The organism is Sphingomonas sp. GW821-FHT02B09, assembly GCF_059421875.1.
This window is the reverse complement of record NZ_JBWKVV010000001.1, coordinates 575,441-598,836: the sequence shown is the minus strand read 5'-3', so window position 1 is coordinate 598,836 and position 23,396 is coordinate 575,441. Positions and strand designations below refer to the sequence as shown.

The following is a 23,396-nucleotide window of genomic DNA, read 5'->3' as shown; positions in this document are numbered from 1 at the left end:
GCTTTAACTTCGAGTGGTTAGTACGCGGGTCATGCTCCGCGTACTGACGCTCTCGACCTTGTTTCCGGACGCTACCCGACCGAACTTCGGGATATTCGTCGAACGGCAGACGCATGGCCTCGCCACTGCCGAGGATGTCGAGGTTCGCGTCGTCGCGCCGGTCGGCCTGCCGCCCGGTCCGCTGGCACTGATCCATCATGCCGACAAGCTGACGCTGCCCTTGCACGAGATATGGCACGGGTTGCCCGTCCATCGGCCGCGTTTCACCTCGATCCCCGGCGTCGGCGGGCGTTGGCACGCACACCATCTGGTCCGCGCGCTCGTGCCGCTGCTCGACGACATCCGCACCGACTTCGCCTTTGATGTCATCGACGCCTCCTTCTTCTTTCCGGACGGCCCGGCCGCGGTGACATTGGGCGAGCGCTATGGCGTGCCGGTGTCGATCAAGGCGCGCGGCGCCGATATCCACCATTGGGGCACCAGCGGCCCGACCGCCGCGCAGGTCATCGCCGCCTCCCACGGCGCCGACGGCCTGCTCGCGGTCAGCGCCGCCATGCGGACGGACATGGCGGCGCTCGGCATGCCGGAGGAGCGTATCCGCGTTCATCTCACCGGTGTGGATCTGGCACGGTTCCGGCCGGTCGCGGACCGCCCGGCCGCGAGGACGGCGCTGGGGCTGACGGGGCCGCTGGTGCTGTCACTCGGCGCGCTGATTTCACGCAAGGGCCACGATCTGGTGCTCCGGGCCGTGGCGGCCTTGCCGGGAGTCGCATTGGCGATTGCAGGCGATGGACCGGAGCGCGCGCGGCTGCTGGCTCTGGCCGACGAATTGGGATGTGCGGATCGCCTGCACCTGCTCGGTGCGGTGCCGCACGGCGAACTTCCGGCGATCTGTGCGGCGGCGGACGTCATGGCGCTGGCCTCCACGTCCGAGGGGCTGGCCAACGCATGGCTGGAGGCGCTCGCCTGCGGGACGCCGATCGTCATCTCCGATGCGGGTGGTGCACGCGAGGTCGTTGCCTCGCGCGCCGCCGGGCGCATCGCGCACCGCGATCCGGCATCGTTCGCCGTGGCGATTGCCGACCTGCTCGCGGCGCCGCCGGAGCCGGAGGCGGTGCGCGCCACCGCGTCGGCCTTCACCTGGGAGGCGAATACCGCCGCCTTGGTCGATCATCTACGCGGGCTCGTTCGCCACGGCCGGCGCAGGACGATCCGGACGCGTCAGGCGTCGAGCGGGTAGAGCGCCGCACCGATCACGCGCCCCTCGCCACGCAGCACGCCCCAGGCGCGCGCGGCGGCACGGCTATCCATCGCCTCGACGCCGATCCCGCGATCCTCGAGCGCGCTGACCAGCGCGACCGGCGGCCGCACCAACGTCGCCCCGGTGCCGATCAGGATGAACTCCGGATCGGCGTCGATCAGCAACTGCAACGCATCCTCGCCGAGCACCGAAAGCGCCGGCGGGGTCCATTCGACCGCCGTCTCATGCGTCATCAACAGAGCGCGTACCACATGCTCGTCGTCGACGCGAAACCCACTGCCAACGAAGCCGCGGACGATCGGGCCGCCGGTCTGCGCGTCTGCCTGCATCCGCATCGCCTCAGCCCTCGCGCGGGCCGACGCGCTCCGCATTGTCGGCGACGCCGCGGGTCGGCTTGTCGGCGCCGGTCGGCTCGGCGCGAAGACCCAGCGTGATGAGCATCGACGACGATACGTAGATCGACGAATAGGTGCCGACGACGATGCCGAGGATCATTGCGGCGGTGAAGCCGCGCAGCACGTGGCCGCCGAGCAGCAGCATCGCGACGAGCGCGAGCAGGATCGTCACGGAGGTCATCACGGTGCGCGGCAGCGTTTCGTTGACCGACAGGTTGATGATCTCGCGCATGTCCATCTTGCGATAGCGGCGCATGTTCTCGCGGATGCGATCGTCGATGACGATCTTGTCGTTGATCGAATAGCCGATGATGGTCAGCACCGCGGCGATGATGTTGAGGTCGAACTCGAACCGAGACAAGGCAAAGAAGCCGACCGTCATCAGCAGATCGTGGACGATCGCGACGATGGTGGAGACGCCGAACTGCCATTCGAAGCGCAGGATCGCGAACAGGCCGATGCCGAGCACCGCCAGCACGACGGCGAGCACGCCGTTGCGGATCAGCTCGCCGGACACCTTGCCGGACACGGTCGAATAACGGCTGAACGTCGCCCCGGGGAAGGCGCGTGCCAGCGCGGTTTCCACCTTCTTCACAACGGCGTTGGTCGCACCTTCGTCCGCACCTTCTTGCACCGGCAGGCGGATGATCAGCGTCTGCGGACCGCCCTGCTGCTGCAACGCGGCTTCACCGACGCCGAGGCCGTCGATCACCGAACGCACCTTGTTCTGATCGGGCGGGGTGGCGAACTTCTCCTCGATCATCAGGCCGCCGACGAAGTCGACGCCGAAGTTGAGGCCCTTGTAGACGGTCAGCCCGACCGCGATCACGCTCAGCAGCAGCGTCAGCCCGAAGGCGAGGCCGCGCAGCCGGACGAAGTCGATGTTGGTGTTGTCGGGTACGATTTTCAGGAGGCGCATGTCTTGGCCTTTCGCCTCAGATGTTGATCGTCTTGGGCTTCTCGCGCCGGATCCACTGCGCGACGAGCATGCGCGTGAAGGTGACGGCGGTGAAGACCGAGGTGGCGATGCCGATCAGCAGCACGACCGCGAAGCCCTTGACCGGACCGGAGCCCAGCGCGAACATGATGATGCCCGAAATGGCATGCGTCATATTGGCCTCGAAGATCGTCCGGCTGGCTTCCTTGTAGCCGAGTTCGACCGCCTGGACGACCGAGCGTCCGCGCCGGCGTTCCTCGCGGATACGTTCGTTGATGAGCACGTTGGCGTCGACCGCCGTGCCGATCGTCAAGACGAAGCCGGCGATGCCCGGCAGCGTCAGCGTGCCGTTGAGCAGAGCCAGCACGCCGAGGATGACGAACACGTTGATGACGACGGCGATGTTCGCATAGAGGCCGAACCGCCCATAGGTCAGGAACATGAAGGCGACGACCAGCGCGACCGCGACCGAGCATGCGAGGATGCCGGCCCGCACCGAATCCGCGCCCAGGTCGGGTCCGACGGTCGATTCCTCGATGACCTTGAGGTTGATCGCCAGCTTGCCCGAACGCAGCGCGATCGCGAGCTGGTTGGCACTGTCGACGGTGAACCCGCCGTTGATGACCGCCGAGCCGCCGAGGATCGCGGTCTCGATGTTCGGCGCGGTGACGACCTGATTGTCGACGATGATCGCGAACGGCTTGCCGACATTGGCCTGCGTCACGCGCGCGAACCGGTTGCCGCCCGCCGCGTTGAACGTGATCTGGACGTTGGGCTGGTTGGTCTGCTGATCGAACGCCTGGCGTGCGTCGGCGAGCTGGTCGCCCGAGATCATCACCGAGCGTTTGACGGCGATGAAGGGCACGCCCGACGGGTTCTTCGGATAGGGCAGGATCTGGCTGCCGATCGGGGCGATGCCCTTGACGAGATCCGCCGGGTTGGTGACCGTCTGATCGACCAGCTTGAATTCGAGCTTGGCGGTCTTGCCGAGCAGGTCCTTCAGCGCCTGCGGATTTTGCAGGCCCGGCACCTGGACGAGGATGCGGTTGTCGCCCTGGCGGACGATGGTCGGTTCGCGCGTGCCGAGCGCGTCGATGCGCTTGCGGACGACGTCGGTGGCGTCTTCCATCGCCGTCTTGATCGCCTGCTGCAGGCCGGCCTGCGTCGGCGAGAGCACGAACCGGCTCGAATCGACGACCTGGATGTCCCATTCGCGCTGGCCGGTCATCCCCGCGCCGCCACCGGTGATGCCGAGCAGCCGCTCGCGCGCGGCATCGACCTGGCTGGGGTCGCGCAGCATGAAGCTGATCTGGTTGTTGCGCGTCGAGACGTCGCCGATGTCGATCCGCGGCGTGCCGTTGCGCATCGTGCCCTGGATCTGTTCGCGCATCGCCTCGATCCGCGTGTTCGCGAGATCCTGCGTATCCGCCTCGAGCATCAGATAGCTGCCGCCCGCAAGGTCGAGGCCCTTGTTGATGCGCGGGTGGAACGGCCAGTTGTTGGTGACGGACTCGGGCAGGAAGCTGGGGATCGACAGCGCGCAGAGCAGCGCGAGCACCGCCCAGATCGACGCTACCTTCCAGCGCGGAAAGTCGAGCATCAGTCGTTCGCCGGCTTCGTGTTGAGGCCGGTCACCTCGGCGAGCGTCGCCTTGACGACCCGGATGCGGGTGTTCGGCGCGATCTCGACCTCGACGAACGCATCCTCGACCTTGGTGACCTTGCCCATCACGCCGCCGGCGGTGACGACGCTGTCGCCCTTCTTCACCGCGGCCACCGCCTGCTGCAACGCCTTCATGCGGGTCTGCTGCGGGCGAATCATCAGGAAGTAAAAGACGATGAAGATGAGAAGCAGCGGCGCGAAGCTGATGAGCGAGGCGTACCCGCCGGCATCAGCGGCGCTGCCGGCGGTCTGGGCATAAGCTGGAGAGATCAACATCGTATCCGTGCATGGCTGATCGGCGGGGGAAATCCTCCGCACAAGATAATCCGCGCGCTAGCATCGGTTAGGGCGGCGCGCAATGTTGCGCCGCTGCAACGGCTCTTCCCGGCGCAGCATCGATAAAGGCCGCTTGCATCCCCCGGCGGACCCGCCTACAGGCCCCGCTCCGGGATCGATGGCCATGTGCCGACGGTCCCTCGGTCGGGGCGTAGCGCAGCCTGGTAGCGCATCACACTGGGGGTGTGGGGGTCGCAGGTTCGAATCCTGTCGCCCCGACCATTTCATTCGCTCGGGACGGGCGAGCCGGATCGATCCCGCGGGATCTCCAGCCAATGACATTGCAGATTGCGTAAGTGGCGTCGCGGCGCAGACCTATCGGTTGCGCAGGTGTTGCAGCTCGGCCTGCAGATCGGCGCGGGTCAGTTCGAGATGCTGGATCATGAGCTGCTCGACCGTGTCGCCGTCGCCGTCGAGCCAGGCGGCGAGCAAATCGCGATGTTCGCGGTCGGCACGCGCGAACCGGCCGGCAGGCTCTAGATGCGCGATGACATAACGTTCGGCGAGCATCGCCAGCCGCTCGATCAGCTGGGTCGTCAGCATGCGGTCGCCGGGCCGCACCAGCGCAACGTGAAATCGGCGATGGCGCACCGCGATCTCGGTCGGCGCAGCGCCGCGCGCCTCTTCGAGCGCGGCAAGCGAGGTCGTCGCATAGCTGCGGTCGTCGCCATCCGCCTCCGCCGCACCGATCGCCGCGGCGCGCGGCTCGATCGCCAGCCGCAACGCATAGATCTCATCCGCCTGTTCCGCCGATAGCGCACGGACCGAATAGCCGCGGTTCGCCTGGCTGTGGATCAGCCCTTCATGTTCGAGCCGGACGAGCGCCTCGCGCAGCGGGATCTTGCTGACCCCCAATTCCGCGGCAAGCGCATCCTGCCGGATCGGCGCTTCGGCGCGGATCGATCCATCGACGATCCGTTCGCGGACGATTTCGAAGACCTGATCGGAAAGGGTCCGTACGACGATGCTCATCGGCTTGTTTCCCAGCGCGACGATCGCGACGCGTATACGGTCCTCTTCCAGAATCCGGCCGCAAGATCAATATATTGCAAATCGGATCACACTGCTCGCGGCGCTGCCCCCCAGCCCAGGCCGAGCGCTTTCTGCAAGGCGATGAAGTCGCCGGTCAGCCCCGCCGTGCCCGCCGACAGATTCTGTTCGGCGGCGACCCGCTGCCGCTCGGCGTCGAGCGTGTCGATCAACGTCGCGGTGCCGGCGCGGAAGCGTTGCTGCATCAGATCGGCGGCACGATCGGCACTCGCCTTACTGCGCAACAGGCTGGCGACCGTCTCGCGGCGATGGCCGAAGCGGGAGAGGGCATCCTCCGCATCCTTCAGCGCGCCGAGCACGGTGCCGCGATATTGCGCCTCGGCCTCGTCGCGCTGGCCCTCGGCCTGATTGATCCGCGCGCGGTTGCGACCGAAGTCGAGGAAATTCCATTGCAGCATCGGCGCGGCGAGGCCGACCAGCTTGTCCGGGCTGATGTCGGAGAGCTTGGTCCCGCCGAGGCCGATCAGCCCGAGGATGTTGAGCCGCGGGAAGCGCGCCGCGTCAGCGACGCCGACCTGTGCGGTGCGCTGCGCCAACTGTCGTTCGGCCGCGCGGATGTCCGGACGTCGCTTGAGCAAGGCGGCGGGATCGCCGACCGCGACCGCGGCGGGGGGCAACGGCACTGCGCCGATCGGGCTCAGTCGCGCATCGAGGGCGCCTGGCTCCTGTCCGGTCAAAACCGCCAGCGCGTTGAGGTAGCTTTCGAGCTCGGCCTGGAGCGGCACGATCTGGCCGTTGGTCGACTCGACCTGGCCACGCAGCCGCTCGACATCGAGATCGGAGGCGGCGCCTTGCCCGAACCGCTGCTGGGTAAGCATGAGCATCTGCTGCTGCATCCGCGCCGCGTCGCGCGCCAAGGCGATGCGGCGCTGGACGTCGCGCAGATTGACATAGGCTTGGGCGACGTCGGCGGTGAGGCTGACCTGCGCATCGGCGACGTTTGCCTCCGCCGCCTCGGCCTGCGCCCGTGCGGCCTCGACCGAGCGGCGGCGGCCACCGAACAGATCGACCTCCCAGCTCGCATCGAAGCCGAGGTTGTAGACGTCGACCGCGCTGGCGCCGGTGTCGCTGCCGCTCGTGCCGCCGAAGTCGAACCCGGGAATGCGCGCGTGCAGATAGACTGCCGACGCATTCGCGCTCGGTGCCTGATTGGCGCGCTCCAGCCGCAGCGAGGCGCGCGCCTGCCGCAACCGTGCCGTCGCCACCGCAATGTTCGGGTTGGCGGCGAGCGCCTGCGTCTCGAGCTGGGTGAGCAGCGGATCGTTGAGCTGCGTCCACCAGGCGGCGACGCCCGGCGCCGCCGGCGAGGCGAGCGGGCCGCCGCGCTTGAAACCGGCGGGGGCGGCGGTGTCGGCGAGCGTCCTGGGCGGACCGGCGTAGTTTGGGCCGACCGTACAGGCGCCGAGCGCCAGTGCCGGGATGAGCAGAAGGGAAGGGGAGCGGAGAATTTGCATCATCGCCTCAATGCATCGCCACGGGGCCGCCCTGCGGCAGCGGGCGGAGGAACAGGACGAGCGGCACGACGCAGCAGATGCCGACCGACAGGAGCCAGAACAGGTCGTTATAGGTCATCACCAGCGCCTCGCGCCGGATCGTGCCGCCGAGCGACTGGATCGCGGTGGCGGCGCCGCCGAGCGACCGGCCGGTGGCGGCGAGATAATCCTGTAGCGCGACCGAATTGGCGTTGAGCACTTCGTCGATCCGCCGGCTGTGCAGATAGCTGCGCTGGTCCTGCAACGTCGCGATGCCGGCGAGTGCGAACGAACCGCCGATATTGCGCGCCGCGCTGAACAGGCCGGCGGCATCGCCGGCTTCCTCTGGCCGCACCGAGGCGATCGCCGCCTGGTTGAGGAAGACGAAGCCGAGGATCGTGCCGACGCCGCGCAGCAATTGCGAATCGGTGAAGGCGCTGCCGACCGATTGCGCGGTCAGCGTCGTGTCGAGGTGGCAGCTCAGCGCCATCAGCAGCAGCCCGGAGGCGACCGCGACGCGGATGTCGAGATGGCGGATCATCAGCGGCACCAGCGGCATCATCAACAGGCTGGGAATGCCGCTGAGCAGCACCACCTTACCCGATTGCAGCGCGTTATAGTCGGCGATCGCCGCCAGGAACTGCGGGATGACGTAGCTGCTGCCGTACAGCACCATGCCGAGCACCAGACCCATGATGGCGACGCTGCCGAACTGGCGGTCGATCAGCAGGCGCAGCTTGACCACCGGCTTTTCGGCAATGAACTGCCCGGCGAACAGCATCGCGAGCCCGAAGACGGTGAGCACGGTCAGCTTGATGATCAGCGCCGACTGGAACCATTGCTCGCGCTGTCCCTCTTCGAGAACGACGGTGAGGCCGCCGAGACCCAGTGCGAGGCCGGCGATGCCGAGCCAGTCCGCCTTGAGCAGTTCGCGCAGATGCGGCTTCTGATGCGGCAGGCCGACGAGGAGCAGCACCAGCAGCACCGCGCCGACGGGGACGTTGAGGAAGAAGGCATAATGCCAGCTGACGTTCTCGGTCAGATAGCCGCCGATCAGCGGCCCGAGCACCGGGCCGAGGATCGCGGTGACGCCGAAGAGCGCGGTGCCGATCGGCTGTTGCGAGCGCGGCAGGCGGGTGGCGATGATCGTCATCGCGGTGGGAATCAGCGCGCCGCCGGTGATCCCTTGGCCGGCGCGGCCGATGATCATCATCGTCAGCGTCGTCGACAGGCCGCAGACCACCGAAAAGGCGGTGAACAGGATCGATGCGATCAGCAGGAAGGTCCGCAGGCCGAGCACGCGCTCAAGCCAGGCGGAGAGCGGGATGATGATGATCTCGGCAACAAGATAGGAGGTAGCGATCCACGTACCCTCGGTGCCGCTCGCGCCGATCTCGCCCTGGATCACCGGCAGCGCCGAATTGACGATCGAGATGTCGAGCGTCGCCATCAGCGCGCCGAGGCTGCCCGCCGCCACCGCCAGCCAGGCGGCGAGATCGGCGCGTTCGGGCGTGGCGGCCCGCGCCCGATTGCCCTGAGCCGCAGGAGCGGCGGCCGCGCTCATCGGCCGCGCCGCTCGTTATGCTGGTCCTGCTCGTCGCGGATGCGCTGCACGCTGCCCTTGGCGGAACGGGTATCGACCGTCACGTCGACCGACATGCCGGGAACCAGCAGCTTGCGCGTTTCGGGCCCCGCGTCGAGCGCGATGCGGACGGGTACGCGCTGAACGATCTTGGTGAAATTGCCGGTCGCATTCTGCGGCGGCAGCAGCGAGAATTGCGCACCGGTGCCCGGCGAGACGCTCTCGACGCGGCCGTGGATCTCGACACCGGGCAGCGCGTCCACGTCCAGCGCGACCGGCTGGCCGACGCGCATCAGGCCGAGCTGCGTTTCCTTGAAATTCGCCTCGACGTAGATCTGCTGGACGGGGACGATCGACATCAGCCGCGTTCCGGCCTGGGCGAACTGGCCGATGCGCACCGTCTTGTCGCCGACGCGGCCATCGATACTGGCCCGCAGGATCGTCGCACCGACGTTGACCTTGGCGGCGGCGAGCTGCGCGCGGCTGGCCTCGCCCTGCGCGTTCGCCTGCTGGACTTGCGCCTGCAACGTGCCGACGCGGCGCGTCGCGCTGGTCAGCGCGGCCTGCGCCGAGGCGACCTGCGCATCCGCCTGACGCGCCTGGTTCAGCAGCTGCGACAGCTTTTCACGCGTTTCGGCACCGGAGGCGGCGAGCGGCTGGTAGCGGACGACCTCGGCATGCGCGAAGGCGGCATCGCTGCGCGCCGCGCTGAGGTCCGAGCGCGCCTTGTCGATCGCCGCCTGTTGTTCGCGGATCTGCGCGCGGACGCCCTCGGCATTGGCGCGGGCGACATCGATCTGCGCCTCCACCTGCGCCGCCTGCGCATTATAGTCGCGCGCGTCGATCTGGAGGAGCGGCGTGCCGGCCTTCACCTGCTGGTTGTCGGCAACAAACACCTTGTCAACATAGCCCGACACCTTGGGCGAGATCGTCACCGCATCCGCCTGGATATAGGCGTCGTCGGTGCCCTGCATGAACTTGCCGACGCTTTGATAGCGCACGTACCACAAGACGCCGCCGATCACCGCGACGGCGATCACGATCAGCAGGATAATCCGCACCCGCGGGTTCTTGAGCGGCGAAGGCTTGCTTCGCGCTTGGTCCGAGTCGCTCTGCGACTCGGCGCTATCATCCCGATTTTGCTCGTTTTCGGCCATCAGCTTCATCTTCTTGCTTGGATCAGCGTCGTGATGCTCGCACTTGCAGCATTGTGCAAGACCATTTAATGAGGGTCCTCACATATGTCTGATTGCGAACCCCTTGCCGCCGAGCTGTTCCGGCTTTTCTTCCGGATGCAGCGTCTGATGAACCGGCGGATGGCGGAGCAGGGCGCGTCGCTGGCGCGGACCAAATTGCTGCTGTTCTTGTACAAGCGGGGGCCGTCGCGGGCGGCAGACATCGCCGACTTCTTCGATTACGCGCCGCGGACGGTGACCGAGGCGATCGATGGGCTCGAACGCGACGGGCTGGTGATGCGCACGCCCGACGAGCGGGACCGGCGCGTCAAACAGGTGTCGATCACCGACGAGGGGCGGCGGGTGATCGGCGAAACCGAACCGCTGCGCCACGAGCTGATCAACGGCGTGTTCGGCGCGCTTACCGTCGAGGAACGGCTCGCGCTTGCCGGCATGGTCGACACCCTTTCGACGGCGCTCGACGCGGAAGAGGCGCGTCCACGGCGCTGACGCCTATTGCATCCGGATCGGCCTGTGTTAGCCTCTGTTCGTCGCCGGAAGAGCGACGATGAGGAGAGGTGCTATGGACCGGTATCAGCCGACCTTGTGCCAATGCGGTTTCGGCATCCTGTGCTGCGCGAGCGGCGCGGCGCTGTCGATCTGCGCGGTGACGTTCGCCCTGCTGGGCTGATCCGCCCGGCGGTCGCGCTGCGCGTCAGCAGCAGCGACCGCCGTTGCGCCCGCCATAGCGGGCTTCCTGCCGGTTGCGGAAGAAGGCCGCCTCGCTCATCACCGGCGCATCGGGGTGCGCCGCCGCCATATGCGCCACATAGGTGCGATAGGACGGCACCCCGACCATCAGCCGGCCGGTCTCGGCGATAGCGCGCAGGATCGTCCCGACGTTCATTCCGCTGCCAATGCCAGCGCGGGGATCTCGCTGACGCTCGGCGCGTCGAGACGGCGCGCGATCAGGCAGGTGCGGATGCCATAGCCGATGATCGACACCACCACCGCGAGGAACAGCGCGCAGAGCGCCGCGTCGATCCGGTCGTTCATCACGATCCGGCCCATCTCGCCGAGTGACTTGGCGGGCGCCAGCGTCTCGCCGCGCGCCGCCGCGTCGGCGAAGCGGCGGGCGTGGGCGAGGAAGCCGACCTTCGGATTGCCGGAGAAGAGCTTGAGCAGGCTGGCGGTCACCGTGCACAGCACCAGCCACGCCGCCGGCAGGATCGTCACCCAGGCATAACGCTCGCGCTTCATCCGGAACAGCACGACGGTGGCGAGCACCAGCGCCACCGCGGCGAGCATCTGGTTCGAGATGCCGAACAGCGGCCACAGCGTGTTCACCCCGCCGAGCGGATCGGTAACGCCCTGATAGAGGAAGAAGCCCCAGGCCGCGACGCATAGCGCCGTGCCGATCAGTCCCGGGACGAACGAGGTCGAGTTGCGGAAGCGCGGCACCGCGAGGCCGATCAGGTCCTGCAACATGAACCGGCCGGCGCGGGTGCCGGCGTCGACCGCGGTCAGGATGAACAAGGCCTCGAACAGGATCGCGAAATGATACCAGAAGGCCATCATCGCGCGCCCGCCGATCAAATGGCTGAAGATCTGCGCCATGCCGACCGCGAGCGTCGGCGCGCCGCCGGCGCGGCTGATGATCGTCGTCTCGCCGACGTCGCGGGCGGTGGCGGCGATCGTCTCGGGCGTGATCGCGAACCCCATCGCCGATACCGCCGCGGCGGCGCTGGCCGGGTCGGTGCCGACGACCGCGGCGGGGCTGTTCATCGCGAAATAGACGCCGGGATCGATGATCGACGCCCCGACCAGCGCCATGATCGCGACGAAGCTCTCCATCAGCATGGCGCCATAACCGATGAAGCGCGCATCGCCCTCGCTGGCGATCAGCTTGGGCGTGGTGCCGCTGGCGATCAGCGCGTGGAAGCCGGACACCGCGCCGCAGGCGATAGTGATGAACAGGAAGGGGAAGAGCGATCCCGACCAGACCGGGCCGCTGCCGTCGATGAACCGGGTCAGCGCCGGCATGCGCATCGGCGGCGCGACGACGACGATGCCGATCGCCAGCGCGGCGATCGCGCCGATCTTCAGGAAGGTCGACAGATAGTCGCGCGGCGCGAGCAGCAGCCACACGGGGAGCAGCGCGGCGACCGCGCCATAGCCGATCAGGATCCAGCAGAGCTGCACCGGCGTATAGGTGAACCACGGCGCGAGACTGGCCGAGGCGGCAACAATCTGGCCGTAGACGATCGCGAGGATCAGCCCAACGAGGCCGAGCAACGAGACTTCGCCGATCCGGCCGGGCCGGATCCAACGGGTATAGACACCCATCAGGATCGCGAGCGGGATCGTCGCTGCGACGGTGAACATCCCCCAGGGGCTGTCGGCGAGCGCCCGCACGACGATCAGCGCGAGCACCGCCAGAATGATGATCATTATCATGAACGCGCCGAACAAGGCGATCGTCCCCGGCACATCGCCCATCTCCATACGGATCAGCTCGCCGAGCGATCGACCGTCGCGGCGCATCGACAGGAACAGCACCATGAAGTCCTGCACCGCACCCGCCAGCACGACACCGGCGAGGATCCACAACATGCCCGGCAGATAGCCCATCTGCGCGGCGAGCACCGGGCCGACCAGCGGCCCCGCGCCGGCGATCGCAGCGAAATGATGGCCGAACAGTACGCGACGGTCGGTCGGGACGAAGTCGAGCCCGTCGGGGTGGCGCTGCGCCGGGGTGGGGCGCGCCGGATCGATGCCGACCACGACCTTGGCGAGATAGAGCGAATAGAAGCGATAGGCGATCAGATAGACCGACACCGCCGCAACGACGATCCACACCGCATTGACAGTCTCGCCGCGGGCGGTCGCCACCACCGCGAGGGCGCTGGCACCGAGCAGCGCGACGACGATCCAGCCGATCCTGCTTGCGAAGGTCATCGATCCGTCTCCCTTTGGCGGCGTGCCTAAAGGGGGCGGGAGGAGAGGGCAACCCGCTCCCCTCCCGGTCGAGGACGATCAGACGATGCGGTTCGCCACCAGATCGTCGACCACCGCCGGGTCGGCCAGCGTCGAGGTGTCGCCCAGCGCGGTCACGTCGCCCTCGGCGATCTTGCGCAGGATGCGGCGCATGATCTTGCCCGAGCGCGTCTTGGGCAAGGCCGGCGCGAATTGCAGCTTGTCGGGGCTGGCGATCGGGCCGATCTCCTGCCGCACCCAGGCCACCAATGCGCTGCGCAACGCCTCGTCGCCCTCCCGTCCGGCGTTGAGCGTCACATAGGCGTAGATGCCCTGACCCTTCACCTCGTGTGGCATGCCGACCACCGCCGCCTCGGCGACCGCCTCGTGCAGCACCAGCGCGCTCTCGACCTCGGCGGTGCCCATGCGATGGCCCGAGACGTTGATAACGTCGTCGACCCGGCCGGTGATCCAGTAATAGCCGTCGCCGTCGCGGCGGCAGCCGTCGCCGGTGAAATATTTGCCGTCGTAGGTCGTGAAATAGGTCTGGAAGAAGCGTTCCTCATCGCCCCAGACGCCGCGCATCTGGCCGGGCCAGCTTTGCGTGATGCAGAGGTTGCCCTGCGCCGCGCCGGTCAGCACCGTTCCCTTGTCGTCGACGAGCTGCGGCACAACGCCGGGCAGCGGTTTCGAGGCGGACCCCGGCTTCATCGGCACCGCGCCGGGCAGGGGGGCGATCATGATCCCGCCGGTCTCGGTCTGCCACCAAGCGTCGACGATCGGCGCGCGGCCTTCGCCGACGACGTCGTGATACCAGCGCCACGCCTCCGGATTGATCGGTTCGCCGACCGAGCCGAGCAGCTTGAGCGACGAGCGATCGGTCTTGCGGACGAAATCGTCGCCCTCCTTCATCAGCGCGCGCAGCGCGGTGGGCGCGGTGAACAGCGTATGGACCTTATGGCGGTCGACGACCTGCCAGATGCGGCTGGCGTCGGGCCAGGTCGGCAGCCCCTCGTACATCAGCGTCGTACCGCCGTTGGAGAGCGGGCCGTAGAGCAGATAGGTGTGGCCGGTGACCCAGCCGATATCGGCGGCGCACCAGAAGACCTGACCCGGCTTGTAATCGAACGCGATCTTGAAGGTGAAATCCGCCCACAGGAGATAGCCGGCGGAGGTGTGGAGAACGCCCTTCGGCTTGCCGGTCGAACCGCTGGTATAGAGGATGAACAGCGGATCTTCCGCCGCCATCGTCTCCGCCGGGCAGTCGCTGCCGACGCCGGCGGCGGCCTCGTGATACCAGACATCGCGCGCGCCCATCGTAACGTCGGCACCGGTCGCCTTGACGACGATGACCGTCTCCAGCGTCGGCGCACGCGTAGCGGCCTCGTCGACGCACGCCTTGAGCTTGATCCTTTTGCCACCGCGACGGCCTTCGTCGGCGGTGATGACGATCTTCGAGCCGCAATCCTCGATCCGGCCGGCGAGCGCGTCGGCGGAGAAGCCGCCGAACACGACCGAATGGATCGCGCCGATCCGCGCACAGGCGAGCGCGGCATAGGCCGCCTCGGGGATCATCGGCATGTAGAGCGTGACGCGGTCGCCCTTGCCGACGCCATGCGCCTTGAGCACGTTGGCGAAACGGCCGACCTCGTCATGGAGCTGGCGATAGGTGATGCGACGCGGCTCTTCCGACGGCTCGTCGGGCTCCCAGATGATCGCGACGGTATCGCCGTGTTTGGCGAGATGGCGGTCGATGCAATTCGACGCGACGTTGAGCTGGCCGTCGGCGAACCATTTGATGTGGAAGTCGGCCTTGGCGAACGACCAGTCGCCGCCGATCGTCGGCGCCGTGATCCAGTCGAGCCGCTTGGTCGCCTGATCGAGCCAGAAGCTGCCCGGGCTGCTCGCCGCGGCTTCGTAGAGGTCTTCGTATTTCTTGGGGTCGAGGCTGGCGTTGGTCCAGTCGCCGGTGATCGGGTAGATTTCAGGATCGGTCACGCAACGCATCCCCGCCATGATGATGAAGCGGGCGCCGTCGGGCGCCCGCGAGGGTGGATAATGGAGCGGCCGGCAGGATGCCAGCCGTTACCGGCCGAGGAAGGTCAGCAGGTCGTTGGTCAGGCGATCGCCGTGCGTGGCGAACAGACCGTGCGGCGCGCCGTCATATTCGACGAGCTGGCTGTTCGCGATGCCGAGCGAGGCGGGACGGCCGGCCGCGTCGATCGGTACCGTCTGGTCGGAGGTGCCATGGATGATCAGCGTCGGGACGTTGAACGACGCGAGGTCGGGTCGGAAGTCGGTATGGCCGAACGCCTCTGCGCAGGCGAGCGTCGGCTTGAGCCCCGCCTGCAACGCGGTGGTCGTCGCCCAGTCGAGCACGTCGTCGCTGACCGGATGGCTGATCACGCCGACGCCGAAGAATTGCTTGAAGAAAGTGTCGCGGAAGAAATGCGCGCGGTCCTTCTGGATGTTCTCGCCGATCTCGGCGAGCTTGTCCTCGGGCGTGCCGTGCGGATTGTCCTCGGTCTTCAACATGTACGGCACGACCGAGGCGACCAGCGCCGCGGCGATCACGCCTTTGCCGCCGTGGCGGCTCATGTAGCGCGCGACCTCGCCGCCGCCCATCGAGAAGCCGACGAGCGTGGCGTCGGTATCGGCGCCGGTCGCCGCCATCACATCGGCGAGATCGTCGGCGAGCGTGTCATAGTCATAGCCGCTCCACGGCTGACTCGACCGGCCGAAACCGCGGCGGTCGTAGGCGATCGCCCGGAAACCGGCGTCGGCGAGCGCCATCATCTGCGGGTCCCAGCTGTCGGATGACAAGGGCCAGCCGTGCAGCAGGATGACCGGGCGGCCCGATCCCCAATCCTTGACGTAGATGTCGGTGCCGTCGCGCGTTTTGACGTAGGGCATGAAACCGTCCTCTCGTAGTGTCAGCGCGGTCAACGTGGCGCGCCGCGGGCCGTTCCTCGCCCGGGCTGGCGTTCGCGACGGCCGGATGCCAGCATCGCGGCGAAACACGAATCAGGGGATCAGGTTATGCGTATCTTCGTGGCGGCCTCGCTGCTCGCGCTCGCCGTAGCAGGCTGTTCGGGCGGCGCGCCCTCCGCGACCAACGAGAGCGCGGCGGCGCAACCGGCGCACAGCAACGGCTTCGCGCACTTCCGCGACGGCTTCATCGAGGGCTGGTTCAAGCTCGATCCGGCCAATGCGGTCTATCAGGGCCGCCACGATTTCGACGGCCAGTTGCCCGACTGGAGCGGCGCCGGGCTGCAACGCCAGTCCGCCTTCCTCCACCACGCCATCGATCGTGCTCGCGCGTTCGGTGATGCTGATCTCAGCCCCGACGAACGGTTCGAACGCGACTATCTGATCCGCGTCGCCGAGGGGAAATTGTTCTGGCTCGAGGATGCCGACCAGCCGCATAGCAACCCGGCCTATTACGTCGGCGGCGGGCTCGACCCCAACGTCTATATCGCCCGACCCTATGCCGACGCGCCGACGCGGCTGAAGGCGCTGATCGCCTTCTTCGGGCGGGTGCCGGCGGCGGCGCAGGCGATCCGCGCCAATCTCAAGACGCCGATGCCGCGGTCGTTCATCGATTACGGCGTCGCCGGGTTCAACGGCTTCGCGGATTATTACGTCGGCGACGCGCGCAAGGCGTTCGCGGACGTCCGCGATCCGGCCTTGCAGGCGCAACTCATGACCTCCTCTGAGGCGGCGAGCAAGGCGGTACGCGAGCTCGGCGGCTGGCTCGCGGCGCAGCGCGGAACCGCGACGGGCGATTTCGCGCTTGGCGCCGATCGCTTCCAGCGGATGGTACGCGCCACCGAGGGCGTCGACGCGTCGCTCGCGACACTTGAGGCGGCGGGCCGCGCCGACCTCAAGCGCAACCAGGATGCGCTCGCCGCCGCCTGCAAGCAGTTCGCGCCGGGCCAGACGATTCCGGCCTGCATCGACAAGATGAACGCCAACAAGTCGGCGGATGGCCCGGTGGCGGAGGCGCGGCGGCAGATCCCGACGCTGCGCGCCTTCGTCGTCGCCAAGGACCTCGTCACCATTCCCGGCACCGAGGAAGCGAAGGTCGAGGAAAGCCCGCCCTACAACCGCCAGAACTCGGCCTATATCGACCCCGCCGGTCCGTATGAGAAGAACGTGCCGTCGGTCTATTACATCTCGCCGCCCGATCCGTCGTGGGACAAGAAGACGCAGGACGCCTTCGTGCCGGGCAAGAAGGATCTGCTGTTCACCTCGGTGCACGAGGTGATGCCGGGGCATTTCCTCCAGTTCCTCCACGCCAACCGGTCCAAGTCGATGTTCGGCCGGGTCTTCGTCGGCTATGCCTTCGCCGAGGGCTGGGCGCATTATGCCGAGGAGATGATGTGGGAAGCGGGCCTCGATAACGGCGATCCCGAGACGCATATCGGCCAGATCAGCAACGCGCTGCTGCGCGACTGCCGCTTCCTGTCGGCGATCGGCATGCACGCGCGCGGCATGACGCAGGAGCAGAGCCTCAGGATGTTCCGCGAGCAATGCTATCAGGACGAGGGCAACTCGCGCCAGCAGGCGGCGCGCGGCACCTATGATCCGGCCTATCTCAATTACACGCTCGGCAAGCTGATGATCCGCAAGCTGCGCGACGACTGGACCGCGACCCGCGGCGGCCGCAAGGCGTGGAAGGCGTTCCACGACCAGTTCCTGAGCTACGGCGGCCCGGCGATCCCGCTGGTGCGGCAGCGGATGATGGGCGAGGAAACGCCGCGGGCTGTGTTCTGATATCCCCTCCCCCGCGAAGCGGGAGGACAAGGCATCACCGCGATACCTGCGTCCCCGGCTGCTCGTCCTCCGCCTCGTCGCTCGACGGATTGCGGATCGACGGGCGCAGCCGGGCGAGGCTGCACAGGCCCGCCACCAAAGCGAGGCCCGCGGCGACCAGCGGCGGCGCCATCCCCGCGCCGACGTTCATCGCGAGCAGCGCCGCGACCAGCGTCGCGCCCGTCGTCTGCCCGACCAGCCGCACCGTGCCGACGAGGCCGCCCGCCGCCGCGGCGCGCTCGCGCGGGGCGGAGCCGATGATGAGTCGCGCATTGGGCGGCAGGAACAGGCCGAACCCCGAGCCGCACAACGCCATCCGCCACGCGATGTCGAAATAGGCGGCATCGGCGGGCAGGGTCGCGATCAGCAGCAGCGCGACGATCGACACCGCCATGCCGATGCCGCCGAGCAGCCCCGCCGGCACCCGGTCGGACAGCCAGCCGGCAAGCGGCGCGACGATCATGTTGGTGAGCGGCCAAGGCGCGATCGCCGCGCCGACCTCGGCCGCGCTGAAGCCATAGCCGTGCTGCAAGCGGAACGGCGTCGACAGCAGCAGCGTCATCGAGGCGGTGAACGCCGTATAGGCACCGATCGCCGATAGCGCGATCACCGGCCGCGCGAGCAGGTCGATCGGCAGGATCGGTTTTTCCTCGCCGCGCTCGCGCCGGACGAAGATCCAGCCGATGCCCGCACCGACCGCGACGATCGCCGCCGACACCACCGGGCTGTCACCATGCACCGCGCTTTCCGCCCCCGAGATGACGAGGCCGATCATGCTCGCACACATCACCGCGCCGAGCACGTCGAATTTTTCGTCGCGCGGCTCGGGCGCGGGCAGCGCGCGTCCGAGGACGAGGCTGAGCAACGCGAACGGCACCGCACTGGCGAACACCCAGGGCCACGGCGCGATGCCGAGCACCAGTCCGCCGATCGTCGGCGCCAGCGCCGCCGAACTCGACACCACCACCGAATTGATCCCGAGCCCGCGCCCCAGTTGCTTGGCGGGATAGATCGAGCGGATCAGCGCCGACGAGACACTCAGCGCCGCCGCCGCGCCGAGCGCCTGCGCCGCGCGGACGACGAGCAGGAACGGCAGGCTCTTGGCGAAGAAGCAGAGCAGCGTCGCGACGGTGAAGACGAGCTGGCCGAACTGATAGGTGCGCTTGAGCCCGAATTTGTCGCCGAGCCCGGCGAAGGGCAGGATCATCATCGCCAGGATGAGCTGATAGATGGTGACCACCGCCACCACCGCGCTGTTGCCGACGTGGAGGTCGTGCGCGATCGTCGGCAGCGCCACCGTGGCGATGCCGCCGTCGATGATGACCAGCGCGGTCCCCGCGGAGATCGCGCCGATCGCGACATAACGGCGGGGCAGGGGCAGGCCATCGGTCATCGGATAGGGTCCAGGCATACGGGCGGATTGCGCGCCAACGCATTGCCCGGCAAGACCGGTCCATCACAGGGAGAAACCGCGCCGATGATCCTCCGCACGCTGCTGATCGCCTCGACGATCCTTGCCGCCGCGCCTGCGCTCGCGCAGAGCAAGCCGATGACGACCACGCCGACCACCGAAACCGACCCCTATATCTGGCTCGAGGACAAGGACGGCGCCAAGCCGCTCGCCTGGGTAGAAGCGGAGAACGCCAAGACGCTGCCGCGGCTGCAGAACGATCCGCGCTACCGGACCTTCTATGCCGAGGCGCTGGCGATCGCCTCGGCCAAGGATCGTATCCCGATGCCGAGCCAGCTCTTTGGCCGCATCTACAATTTCTGGCGCGACGCCGATCATCCGCAGGGCATCTGGCGCTGGACGACCGAAGCGAGCTACGCCCAGCCGCAGCCGCAATGGACGACGGTGCTCGACCTCGACTCGCTGTCGAAGGCGGAGGGCAAGAAATGGGTGTGGAAGGGCGCGTCCTGCCTGCATCCTGAGGAACGCCTCTGCCTCGTCGCACTGTCCGAGGGCGGCGAGGACGCAATCAGCTATCGCGAGTTCGATCTCGCCACCGGCCAGTTCGTCGCCGGCGGGTTCGCGTTGCCCAAGTCGAAGCAGGGCGCGAGCTGGCTCGACAAGGACACGCTGCTGGTCAGCCGCGACTGGGGGCAGGGGACGATGACCGCGTCGAGCTATCCCTTCGTTGTCAAGCTGGTGAAGCGCGGCCAGCCGCTCGACGCTGCGCAGGAGATTTTCCGCGGTCAGCCGACCGACCAGCTCGGCACCTATGCCGGCGTGATCACCGATGGCCAGGGCAACCGGCTGGTCGCGATCGAACGGCGCATCACCTTCTTCGGCGGCGAGACGCACGTCTGGACGCCGGAGGGGACGAAGAAGCTCGACATTCCGGCGCGGACCAGTCCGGTCGGCATGGTCGCGGGGCAGGTGCTGTTCCAGACCAGCGATCCATGGGGTGCGGTGACCGCCGGATCGGTCGCGTCGGCGCCGCTCGCCGAGGTGCAGGCCAATGCGATCCGGCCCGTCGTGCTGTTCGCGCCGACGCAGCGCCAGTCGGTCGACGAGGTGGTGACGACCAGGGACCATGTCGTCCTGATCTACAACGACAACGTCCGGGGCCGCGCGTCGGTCTACACGCCGGGCAAGACCGGCTGGACGTCGAAACCGATCGCCTTGCCCGACAATGTCTCGCTCGGCGTCGCCAGCGCCGACGACAAGAGCAATCACGGCTATCTCACCGTCACTGGCTTCCTGACGCCGACGACGCTGCTGCCGCTCGACGCCGCCACGGCGAGCGCCGCGAGGCCGGTCAAGACGCTGCCCGCCAAGTTCGACGCGAGCAATCTCGTCGTCGAGCAGCATGAGGCGACCTCGACCGACGGCACCAAGGTGCCGTATTTCATCGTCCACAAGAAGGGTATCGCGCTCGACGGCACGACGCCGACGATCATGACGGCTTACGGCGGGTTCGAGCTGCCGATGCTGCCGGGCTATTCGGCGATCACCGGCAAATTGTGGCTCGAGCGCGGCGGCAGCTACGTCCTCGCCAACATCCGCGGCGGCGGCGAGTTCGGCCCCAAATGGCACGACGCCGGCCGCAAGACCAAGCGGCAGGTGATCTACGACGATTTCGCGAGCGTCGCGAAGGACCTGATCGCGCGCAAGCTGACCAGCGCGCAAACGCTCGGCATCTACGGCGGCTCGAACGGCGGCCTGCTGATGGGCGTCGAGTTCAACCAGTATCCCGATCTGTGGAAGGCGGTGACGATCCAGGTGCCGCTGCTCGACATGCTGCGCTACGAACAGATCGCCGCGGGCGCGTCATGGGTCGACGAATATGGTTCGGTCTCGGTGCCGGAGGAGAAGGCGTTCCTCGCGACGATCTCGCCCTATCAGAATATCAAAAAGGGCGTGGCCTATCCCGAGCCCTATATCTGGACGACGACCAAGGACGACCGTGTCGGCCCGCAGCACGCGCGCAAGTTCGCCGCGCGGCTGAAGGAATACGGCCTGCCGTATCTGTTCTACGAGGATACCGCCGGCGGCCATTCGGGCGATGCCGACATCGAACAGGGTGCGCGGTTGCAGGCGCTCCAGATGACCTATTTCGCGCAGAAGCTGCTCGGCCCGGCGAAATGATCCAGCAATGCCCCTCCGGCCTGACGGCTGGAGGGGCATTGCTACCGTCATTTCTCTGTTGGCAGTGAAACGTGTCCCACGGCATACATCTGAGTGTCTGGCTGCGGCTGTGCTGGGGGATTGCGCCAAAGGTCAAATTTAACTTGTGTCCAACCGGACGGATCGAAACCGACCACGCTGGCGAGCGCGCCGTTCTGCACGGCAGAGTGAACGTTGGCGGACGCAGTTTCGCGTTGTGCGGCCAGATCGGAATAGGCGCTGATCGTTGTGGTGCGTCGGCTAGCGTATCGGGCGCTTTTGATTTCCAGTCCGATTTCCGCATGCCAAACTATCCATGTCCGCACCGCCGGCCAGCCGAAGTCTCGGCTGAGCGTCGCAAAGCCCGGCCCGGATAGGAAGCCGTCGATCCCCTCAGGGGCATCCCAAAGGTAAAAGGGCGCATAGAGATTTTCGACGCTGGTAAAGCCGGCGTCGTTTTTGCGCGCGGAAAGATAGGCTTTGAAGCGTAAGCGCGGGAAACCGTCGAGCAGCGGTCCTTTCGTCCGGATTCGCTCGTCGATGATCGCCATGTCGTAGTCGGCGGGCAGGGTGAAACCATATTGCATCGCGATCACGGCTGCGTCTCCCGTTCGACTTTGCCATACCAATGAACCGCTGTTCCATCTTTCACCGGTTGCACGCTGAGATAGCCGAACGGGCTTGCAGGGGCAGCGCCATGCCAGTGCACTTCATCCGGCGCGAACCAGATGCTGTCGCTTGTACGGACCTCGATCACCTCGCCGCCCTCGCGCTGAACCATTCCGACGCCGTCCAATACGAAGAGTAGCTGCCCCCGCGGATGGCTGTGCCAATGGGTGATCACGCCTGGACCGAGGAATGCGCGCATTGCGGTCATCTCGCCCTCGGTCCGGCTCGACAGGATCATCTGGACGAGGAAAAGGCTGCTCGAAACACCTGCCGGTGCAGCGACGATGCCACTTCCGGCCTGCCAGACGGTCATGGCCGACGGACAGGCGGCGTCCATGTCGAAAGGATCGCTCATCGCGCTGCATCTCTTCCGGCAGGGGCTGCCCGATCACTGCCATGCGCTAGCAGGGCATATTGGGTGGAAAGCATGATGCGCTCCTTGCATCTGTTGACACATGCATCGTGCGGTATCAGCGTCGTCCTGAAAATTGGAAAGATCGGGATCGTCGATCCTGAGATTCGGGATTGTCGATGCGCCTGACTAATCTGGACATGGATGCTCTGCGCACCTTCGTCGTCGGGATGGACGCTGGCTCGTTCGTTCGAGCCGCACATCGGCTGGGACGGTCTACATCTGCCGTGAGCGCGCATCTCAAGAAGCTGGAGGCACAGGCAGGGGTGCCCTTGTTGCGCCGTTCCGGGCGCGGTCTCTCGCTTACGGAGAACGGTGAAATCCTGCTTACCCACGCAAGGCGGTTGATTCACCTCAATGACGAAGCGGTCGCGGCCGTGCGCGGCATGGAACTGGAAGGCTGGGTTCGTCTCGGTCTTCAGGAAGATTTTGGTGAGGCGGTCCTCCCACAAGTGCTCGGCCGGTTTGCCCGCGCGCATCCGAAGGTCAGAATTGAGGGCCGCATCGCACGTAACAGCGAACTGACTGAAAAGATCGCATCGAACCAGCTCGACCTCGCACTTGCTTGGGACAGCCGGGGCATACCATATGGCGAACGAATTGCCGCCGTACCTTTACGTTGGCTCGGAAGCGCCCGTCACGACACGCATTGGCCTATCGACCACGATCAGCCTCTTCCGATCGTTGCTCTACACACGCCGTGCACGCTGCGTGCGATCGCATGCGAACATTTGGACCGGCACGGCATCGCTTGGCGGCTCGCGTTCGTCAGCCCAAGTCTTGCTGGCATGTGGGCGGCAACCGCGGCAGGATTAGGAATCGCGCTGCGTACGCATATTGGCCGCCCCGCCTCAGTGTGCATCCTCGATCCTGCCGTCCACCGTCTACCCAGTTTGCCTTCGCTCGACCTTGTGCTGCTCCGCTCCGCCAAGGAGGCGGACCCGGTGACAGATCGTCTTGCGCTCATCATCAAGGAGGCGTTGCGCGAGACGCTGCCGAATACCTTGAGCGAACATTGAATGGCGGCGTGCCGAGCCGGCGTCG

20 protein-coding genes and 1 tRNA gene are annotated in these 23,396 nt (G+C 67.0%); 6 read left to right on the top strand and 15 right to left on the bottom strand.

Annotation, left to right across the window (positions count from 1 at the left end; translation table 11 throughout):
- Positions 1-31: 31 nt before the first annotated feature.
- Positions 32-1,240, top strand: a complete 1,209-nt coding sequence (locus tag AC07U4_RS02690) for a glycosyltransferase (RefSeq protein ID WP_495194344.1) — start codon at positions 32-34, stop codon at positions 1,238-1,240.
- Here AC07U4_RS02690 and AC07U4_RS02685 read toward each other — a convergent pair.
- Genes AC07U4_RS02685 through yajC form a run of 4 tightly spaced genes read right to left on the bottom strand, consistent with a single transcriptional unit; the run spans position 1,222 to position 4,531 of the window.
- The gene (locus AC07U4_RS02685; protein ID WP_495195001.1) at positions 1,222-1,590 is read right to left on the bottom strand and encodes an Mth938-like domain-containing protein; all 369 of its coding nucleotides are present in this window, start codon (positions 1,588-1,590) and stop codon (positions 1,222-1,224) included. The genes AC07U4_RS02690 and AC07U4_RS02685 overlap by 19 nt on opposite strands.
- Positions 1,591-1,600: 10 nt before the next feature.
- Positions 1,601-2,575: a protein translocase subunit SecF gene (secF, locus tag AC07U4_RS02680; protein WP_495194343.1), complete on the bottom strand. Its 975-nt coding sequence runs from the start codon at positions 2,573-2,575 to the stop codon at positions 1,601-1,603.
- A 16-nt stretch (positions 2,576-2,591) separates the two neighbouring features.
- The gene (gene secD, locus AC07U4_RS02675; RefSeq protein WP_495194342.1) at positions 2,592-4,193 is read right to left on the bottom strand and encodes a protein translocase subunit SecD; all 1,602 of its coding nucleotides are present in this window, start codon (positions 4,191-4,193) and stop codon (positions 2,592-2,594) included.
- On the bottom strand, positions 4,193-4,531 hold the full coding sequence (gene yajC / locus AC07U4_RS02670) for a preprotein translocase subunit YajC (protein ID WP_038659408.1): 339 nt from the start codon (positions 4,529-4,531) through the stop codon (positions 4,193-4,195). Before yajC ends, secD begins: the two co-directional genes overlap by 1 nt.
- Before the next feature lie 205 nt (positions 4,532-4,736).
- On the opposite strand from yajC, the gene AC07U4_RS02665 reads away from it, so the two are divergent.
- Positions 4,737-4,813: transfer RNA gene (locus AC07U4_RS02665), tRNA-Pro, on the top strand.
- 93 nt (positions 4,814-4,906) lie between these two features.
- On the opposite strand, the gene AC07U4_RS02660 is transcribed toward AC07U4_RS02665, so the two are convergent.
- The 4 genes from AC07U4_RS02660 to AC07U4_RS02645 form a co-directional block, all read right to left on the bottom strand.
- A complete protein-coding gene (locus AC07U4_RS02660; RefSeq protein ID WP_495194341.1) occupies positions 4,907-5,563 on the bottom strand; it encodes a GntR family transcriptional regulator in 657 nt (218 codons plus the stop codon).
- An 86-nt stretch (positions 5,564-5,649) separates the two neighbouring features.
- Positions 5,650-7,095 (bottom strand): efflux transporter outer membrane subunit, encoded by a 1,446-nt coding sequence (locus tag AC07U4_RS02655; RefSeq protein WP_495194340.1) that lies wholly within the window; start codon positions 7,093-7,095, stop codon positions 5,650-5,652.
- 7 nt (positions 7,096-7,102) lie between these two features.
- The gene (locus AC07U4_RS02650; RefSeq protein WP_495194339.1) at positions 7,103-8,677 is read right to left on the bottom strand and encodes an MDR family MFS transporter; all 1,575 of its coding nucleotides are present in this window, start codon (positions 8,675-8,677) and stop codon (positions 7,103-7,105) included.
- Positions 8,674-9,861: an HlyD family secretion protein gene (locus AC07U4_RS02645; protein WP_495194338.1), complete on the bottom strand. Its 1,188-nt coding sequence runs from the start codon at positions 9,859-9,861 to the stop codon at positions 8,674-8,676. Before AC07U4_RS02645 ends, AC07U4_RS02650 begins: the two co-directional genes overlap by 4 nt.
- 75 nt (positions 9,862-9,936) lie before the next feature.
- Here AC07U4_RS02645 and AC07U4_RS02640 point away from each other — a divergent pair, with 75 nt between their 5' ends.
- Positions 9,937-10,380 (top strand): MarR family winged helix-turn-helix transcriptional regulator, encoded by a 444-nt coding sequence (locus AC07U4_RS02640; protein WP_038659399.1) that lies wholly within the window; start codon positions 9,937-9,939, stop codon positions 10,378-10,380.
- Positions 10,381-10,585: 205 nt separating this feature from the next.
- Here AC07U4_RS02640 and AC07U4_RS02635 read toward each other — a convergent pair whose 3' ends face one another.
- The 4 genes from AC07U4_RS02635 to AC07U4_RS02620 all read right to left on the bottom strand — a co-directional run bounded on the left by AC07U4_RS02635 (position 10,586) and on the right by AC07U4_RS02620 (position 15,759).
- Entirely contained in the window at positions 10,586-10,777 is a 192-nt protein-coding gene (locus AC07U4_RS02635; RefSeq protein WP_137897326.1) for a YbdD/YjiX family protein, read from the bottom strand.
- Positions 10,774-12,828, bottom strand: coding sequence for a carbon starvation CstA family protein (locus tag AC07U4_RS02630; protein WP_495194337.1), 2,055 nt, complete (start codon positions 12,826-12,828; stop codon positions 10,774-10,776). The genes AC07U4_RS02635 and AC07U4_RS02630 overlap by 4 nt, the downstream gene beginning before the upstream one ends.
- A 78-nt stretch (positions 12,829-12,906) precedes the next feature.
- Positions 12,907-14,844 (bottom strand): acetate--CoA ligase, encoded by a 1,938-nt coding sequence (gene acs / locus AC07U4_RS02625; protein ID WP_495194336.1) that lies wholly within the window; start codon positions 14,842-14,844, stop codon positions 12,907-12,909.
- 87 nt (positions 14,845-14,931) lie between these two features.
- The gene (locus AC07U4_RS02620; protein ID WP_495194335.1) at positions 14,932-15,759 is read right to left on the bottom strand and encodes an alpha/beta fold hydrolase; all 828 of its coding nucleotides are present in this window, start codon (positions 15,757-15,759) and stop codon (positions 14,932-14,934) included.
- Positions 15,760-15,885: 126 nt separating this feature from the next.
- On the opposite strand from AC07U4_RS02620, the gene AC07U4_RS02615 reads away from it, so the two are divergent.
- Positions 15,886-17,622, top strand: a complete 1,737-nt coding sequence (locus tag AC07U4_RS02615) for a DUF885 domain-containing protein (protein WP_495194334.1) — start codon at positions 15,886-15,888, stop codon at positions 17,620-17,622.
- A gap of 34 nt (positions 17,623-17,656) precedes the next feature.
- Here AC07U4_RS02615 and AC07U4_RS02610 read toward each other — a convergent pair whose 3' ends face one another.
- The gene (locus AC07U4_RS02610; RefSeq protein WP_495194333.1) at positions 17,657-19,054 is read right to left on the bottom strand and encodes an MFS transporter; all 1,398 of its coding nucleotides are present in this window, start codon (positions 19,052-19,054) and stop codon (positions 17,657-17,659) included.
- 84 nt (positions 19,055-19,138) lie between these two features.
- Here AC07U4_RS02610 and AC07U4_RS02605 point away from each other — a divergent pair, with 84 nt between their 5' ends.
- Positions 19,139-21,253, top strand: coding sequence for a prolyl oligopeptidase family serine peptidase (locus AC07U4_RS02605; protein WP_495194332.1), 2,115 nt, complete (start codon positions 19,139-19,141; stop codon positions 21,251-21,253).
- Between the two features lie 47 nt (positions 21,254-21,300).
- On the opposite strand, the gene AC07U4_RS02600 is transcribed toward AC07U4_RS02605, so the two are convergent.
- Both AC07U4_RS02600 and AC07U4_RS02595 read right to left on the bottom strand, forming a co-directional pair.
- Positions 21,301-21,858: a DUF4865 family protein gene (locus tag AC07U4_RS02600; RefSeq protein ID WP_495195000.1), complete on the bottom strand. Its 558-nt coding sequence runs from the start codon at positions 21,856-21,858 to the stop codon at positions 21,301-21,303.
- Between the two features lie 5 nt (positions 21,859-21,863).
- Complete coding sequence (locus tag AC07U4_RS02595) at positions 21,864-22,295, bottom strand: cupin domain-containing protein (protein WP_495194331.1); 432 nt, start codon at positions 22,293-22,295, stop codon at positions 21,864-21,866.
- A gap of 176 nt (positions 22,296-22,471) precedes the next feature.
- Here AC07U4_RS02595 and AC07U4_RS02590 point away from each other — a divergent pair, with 176 nt between their 5' ends.
- Positions 22,472-23,371, top strand: coding sequence for a LysR family transcriptional regulator (locus AC07U4_RS02590; protein ID WP_038659374.1), 900 nt, complete (start codon positions 22,472-22,474; stop codon positions 23,369-23,371).
- Positions 23,372-23,396: the final 25 nt, after the last annotated feature.

Coding starts and splice junctions, on each gene's coding strand:
- AC07U4_RS02690 (WP_495194344.1), top strand. CDS start 32: ATGCTCCGCGTACTGACGCTCTCGACCTTGTTTCCGGACGCTACCCGA.
- AC07U4_RS02685 (WP_495195001.1), bottom strand. CDS start 1,590: ATGCAGGCAGACGCGCAGACCGGCGGCCCGATCGTCCGCGGCTTCGTT.
- secF (WP_495194343.1), bottom strand. CDS start 2,575: ATGCGCCTCCTGAAAATCGTACCCGACAACACCAACATCGACTTCGTC.
- secD (WP_495194342.1), bottom strand. CDS start 4,193: ATGCTCGACTTTCCGCGCTGGAAGGTAGCGTCGATCTGGGCGGTGCTC.
- yajC (WP_038659408.1), bottom strand. CDS start 4,531: ATGTTGATCTCTCCAGCTTATGCCCAGACCGCCGGCAGCGCCGCTGAT.
- AC07U4_RS02660 (WP_495194341.1), bottom strand. CDS start 5,563: ATGAGCATCGTCGTACGGACCCTTTCCGATCAGGTCTTCGAAATCGTC.
- AC07U4_RS02655 (WP_495194340.1), bottom strand. CDS start 7,095: ATGCAAATTCTCCGCTCCCCTTCCCTTCTGCTCATCCCGGCACTGGCG.
- AC07U4_RS02650 (WP_495194339.1), bottom strand. CDS start 8,677: ATGAGCGCGGCCGCCGCTCCTGCGGCTCAGGGCAATCGGGCGCGGGCC.
- AC07U4_RS02645 (WP_495194338.1), bottom strand. CDS start 9,861: ATGAAGCTGATGGCCGAAAACGAGCAAAATCGGGATGATAGCGCCGAG.
- AC07U4_RS02640 (WP_038659399.1), top strand. CDS start 9,937: ATGTCTGATTGCGAACCCCTTGCCGCCGAGCTGTTCCGGCTTTTCTTC.
- AC07U4_RS02635 (WP_137897326.1), bottom strand. CDS start 10,777: ATGAACGTCGGGACGATCCTGCGCGCTATCGCCGAGACCGGCCGGCTG.
- AC07U4_RS02630 (WP_495194337.1), bottom strand. CDS start 12,828: ATGACCTTCGCAAGCAGGATCGGCTGGATCGTCGTCGCGCTGCTCGGT.
- AC07U4_RS02620 (WP_495194335.1), bottom strand. CDS start 15,759: ATGCCCTACGTCAAAACGCGCGACGGCACCGACATCTACGTCAAGGAT.
- AC07U4_RS02615 (WP_495194334.1), top strand. CDS start 15,886: ATGCGTATCTTCGTGGCGGCCTCGCTGCTCGCGCTCGCCGTAGCAGGC.
- AC07U4_RS02610 (WP_495194333.1), bottom strand. CDS start 19,054: ATGACCGATGGCCTGCCCCTGCCCCGCCGTTATGTCGCGATCGGCGCG.
- AC07U4_RS02605 (WP_495194332.1), top strand. CDS start 19,139: ATGATCCTCCGCACGCTGCTGATCGCCTCGACGATCCTTGCCGCCGCG.
- AC07U4_RS02600 (WP_495195000.1), bottom strand. CDS start 21,858: ATGCAATATGGTTTCACCCTGCCCGCCGACTACGACATGGCGATCATC.
- AC07U4_RS02595 (WP_495194331.1), bottom strand. CDS start 22,295: ATGAGCGATCCTTTCGACATGGACGCCGCCTGTCCGTCGGCCATGACC.
- AC07U4_RS02590 (WP_038659374.1), top strand. CDS start 22,472: ATGCGCCTGACTAATCTGGACATGGATGCTCTGCGCACCTTCGTCGTC.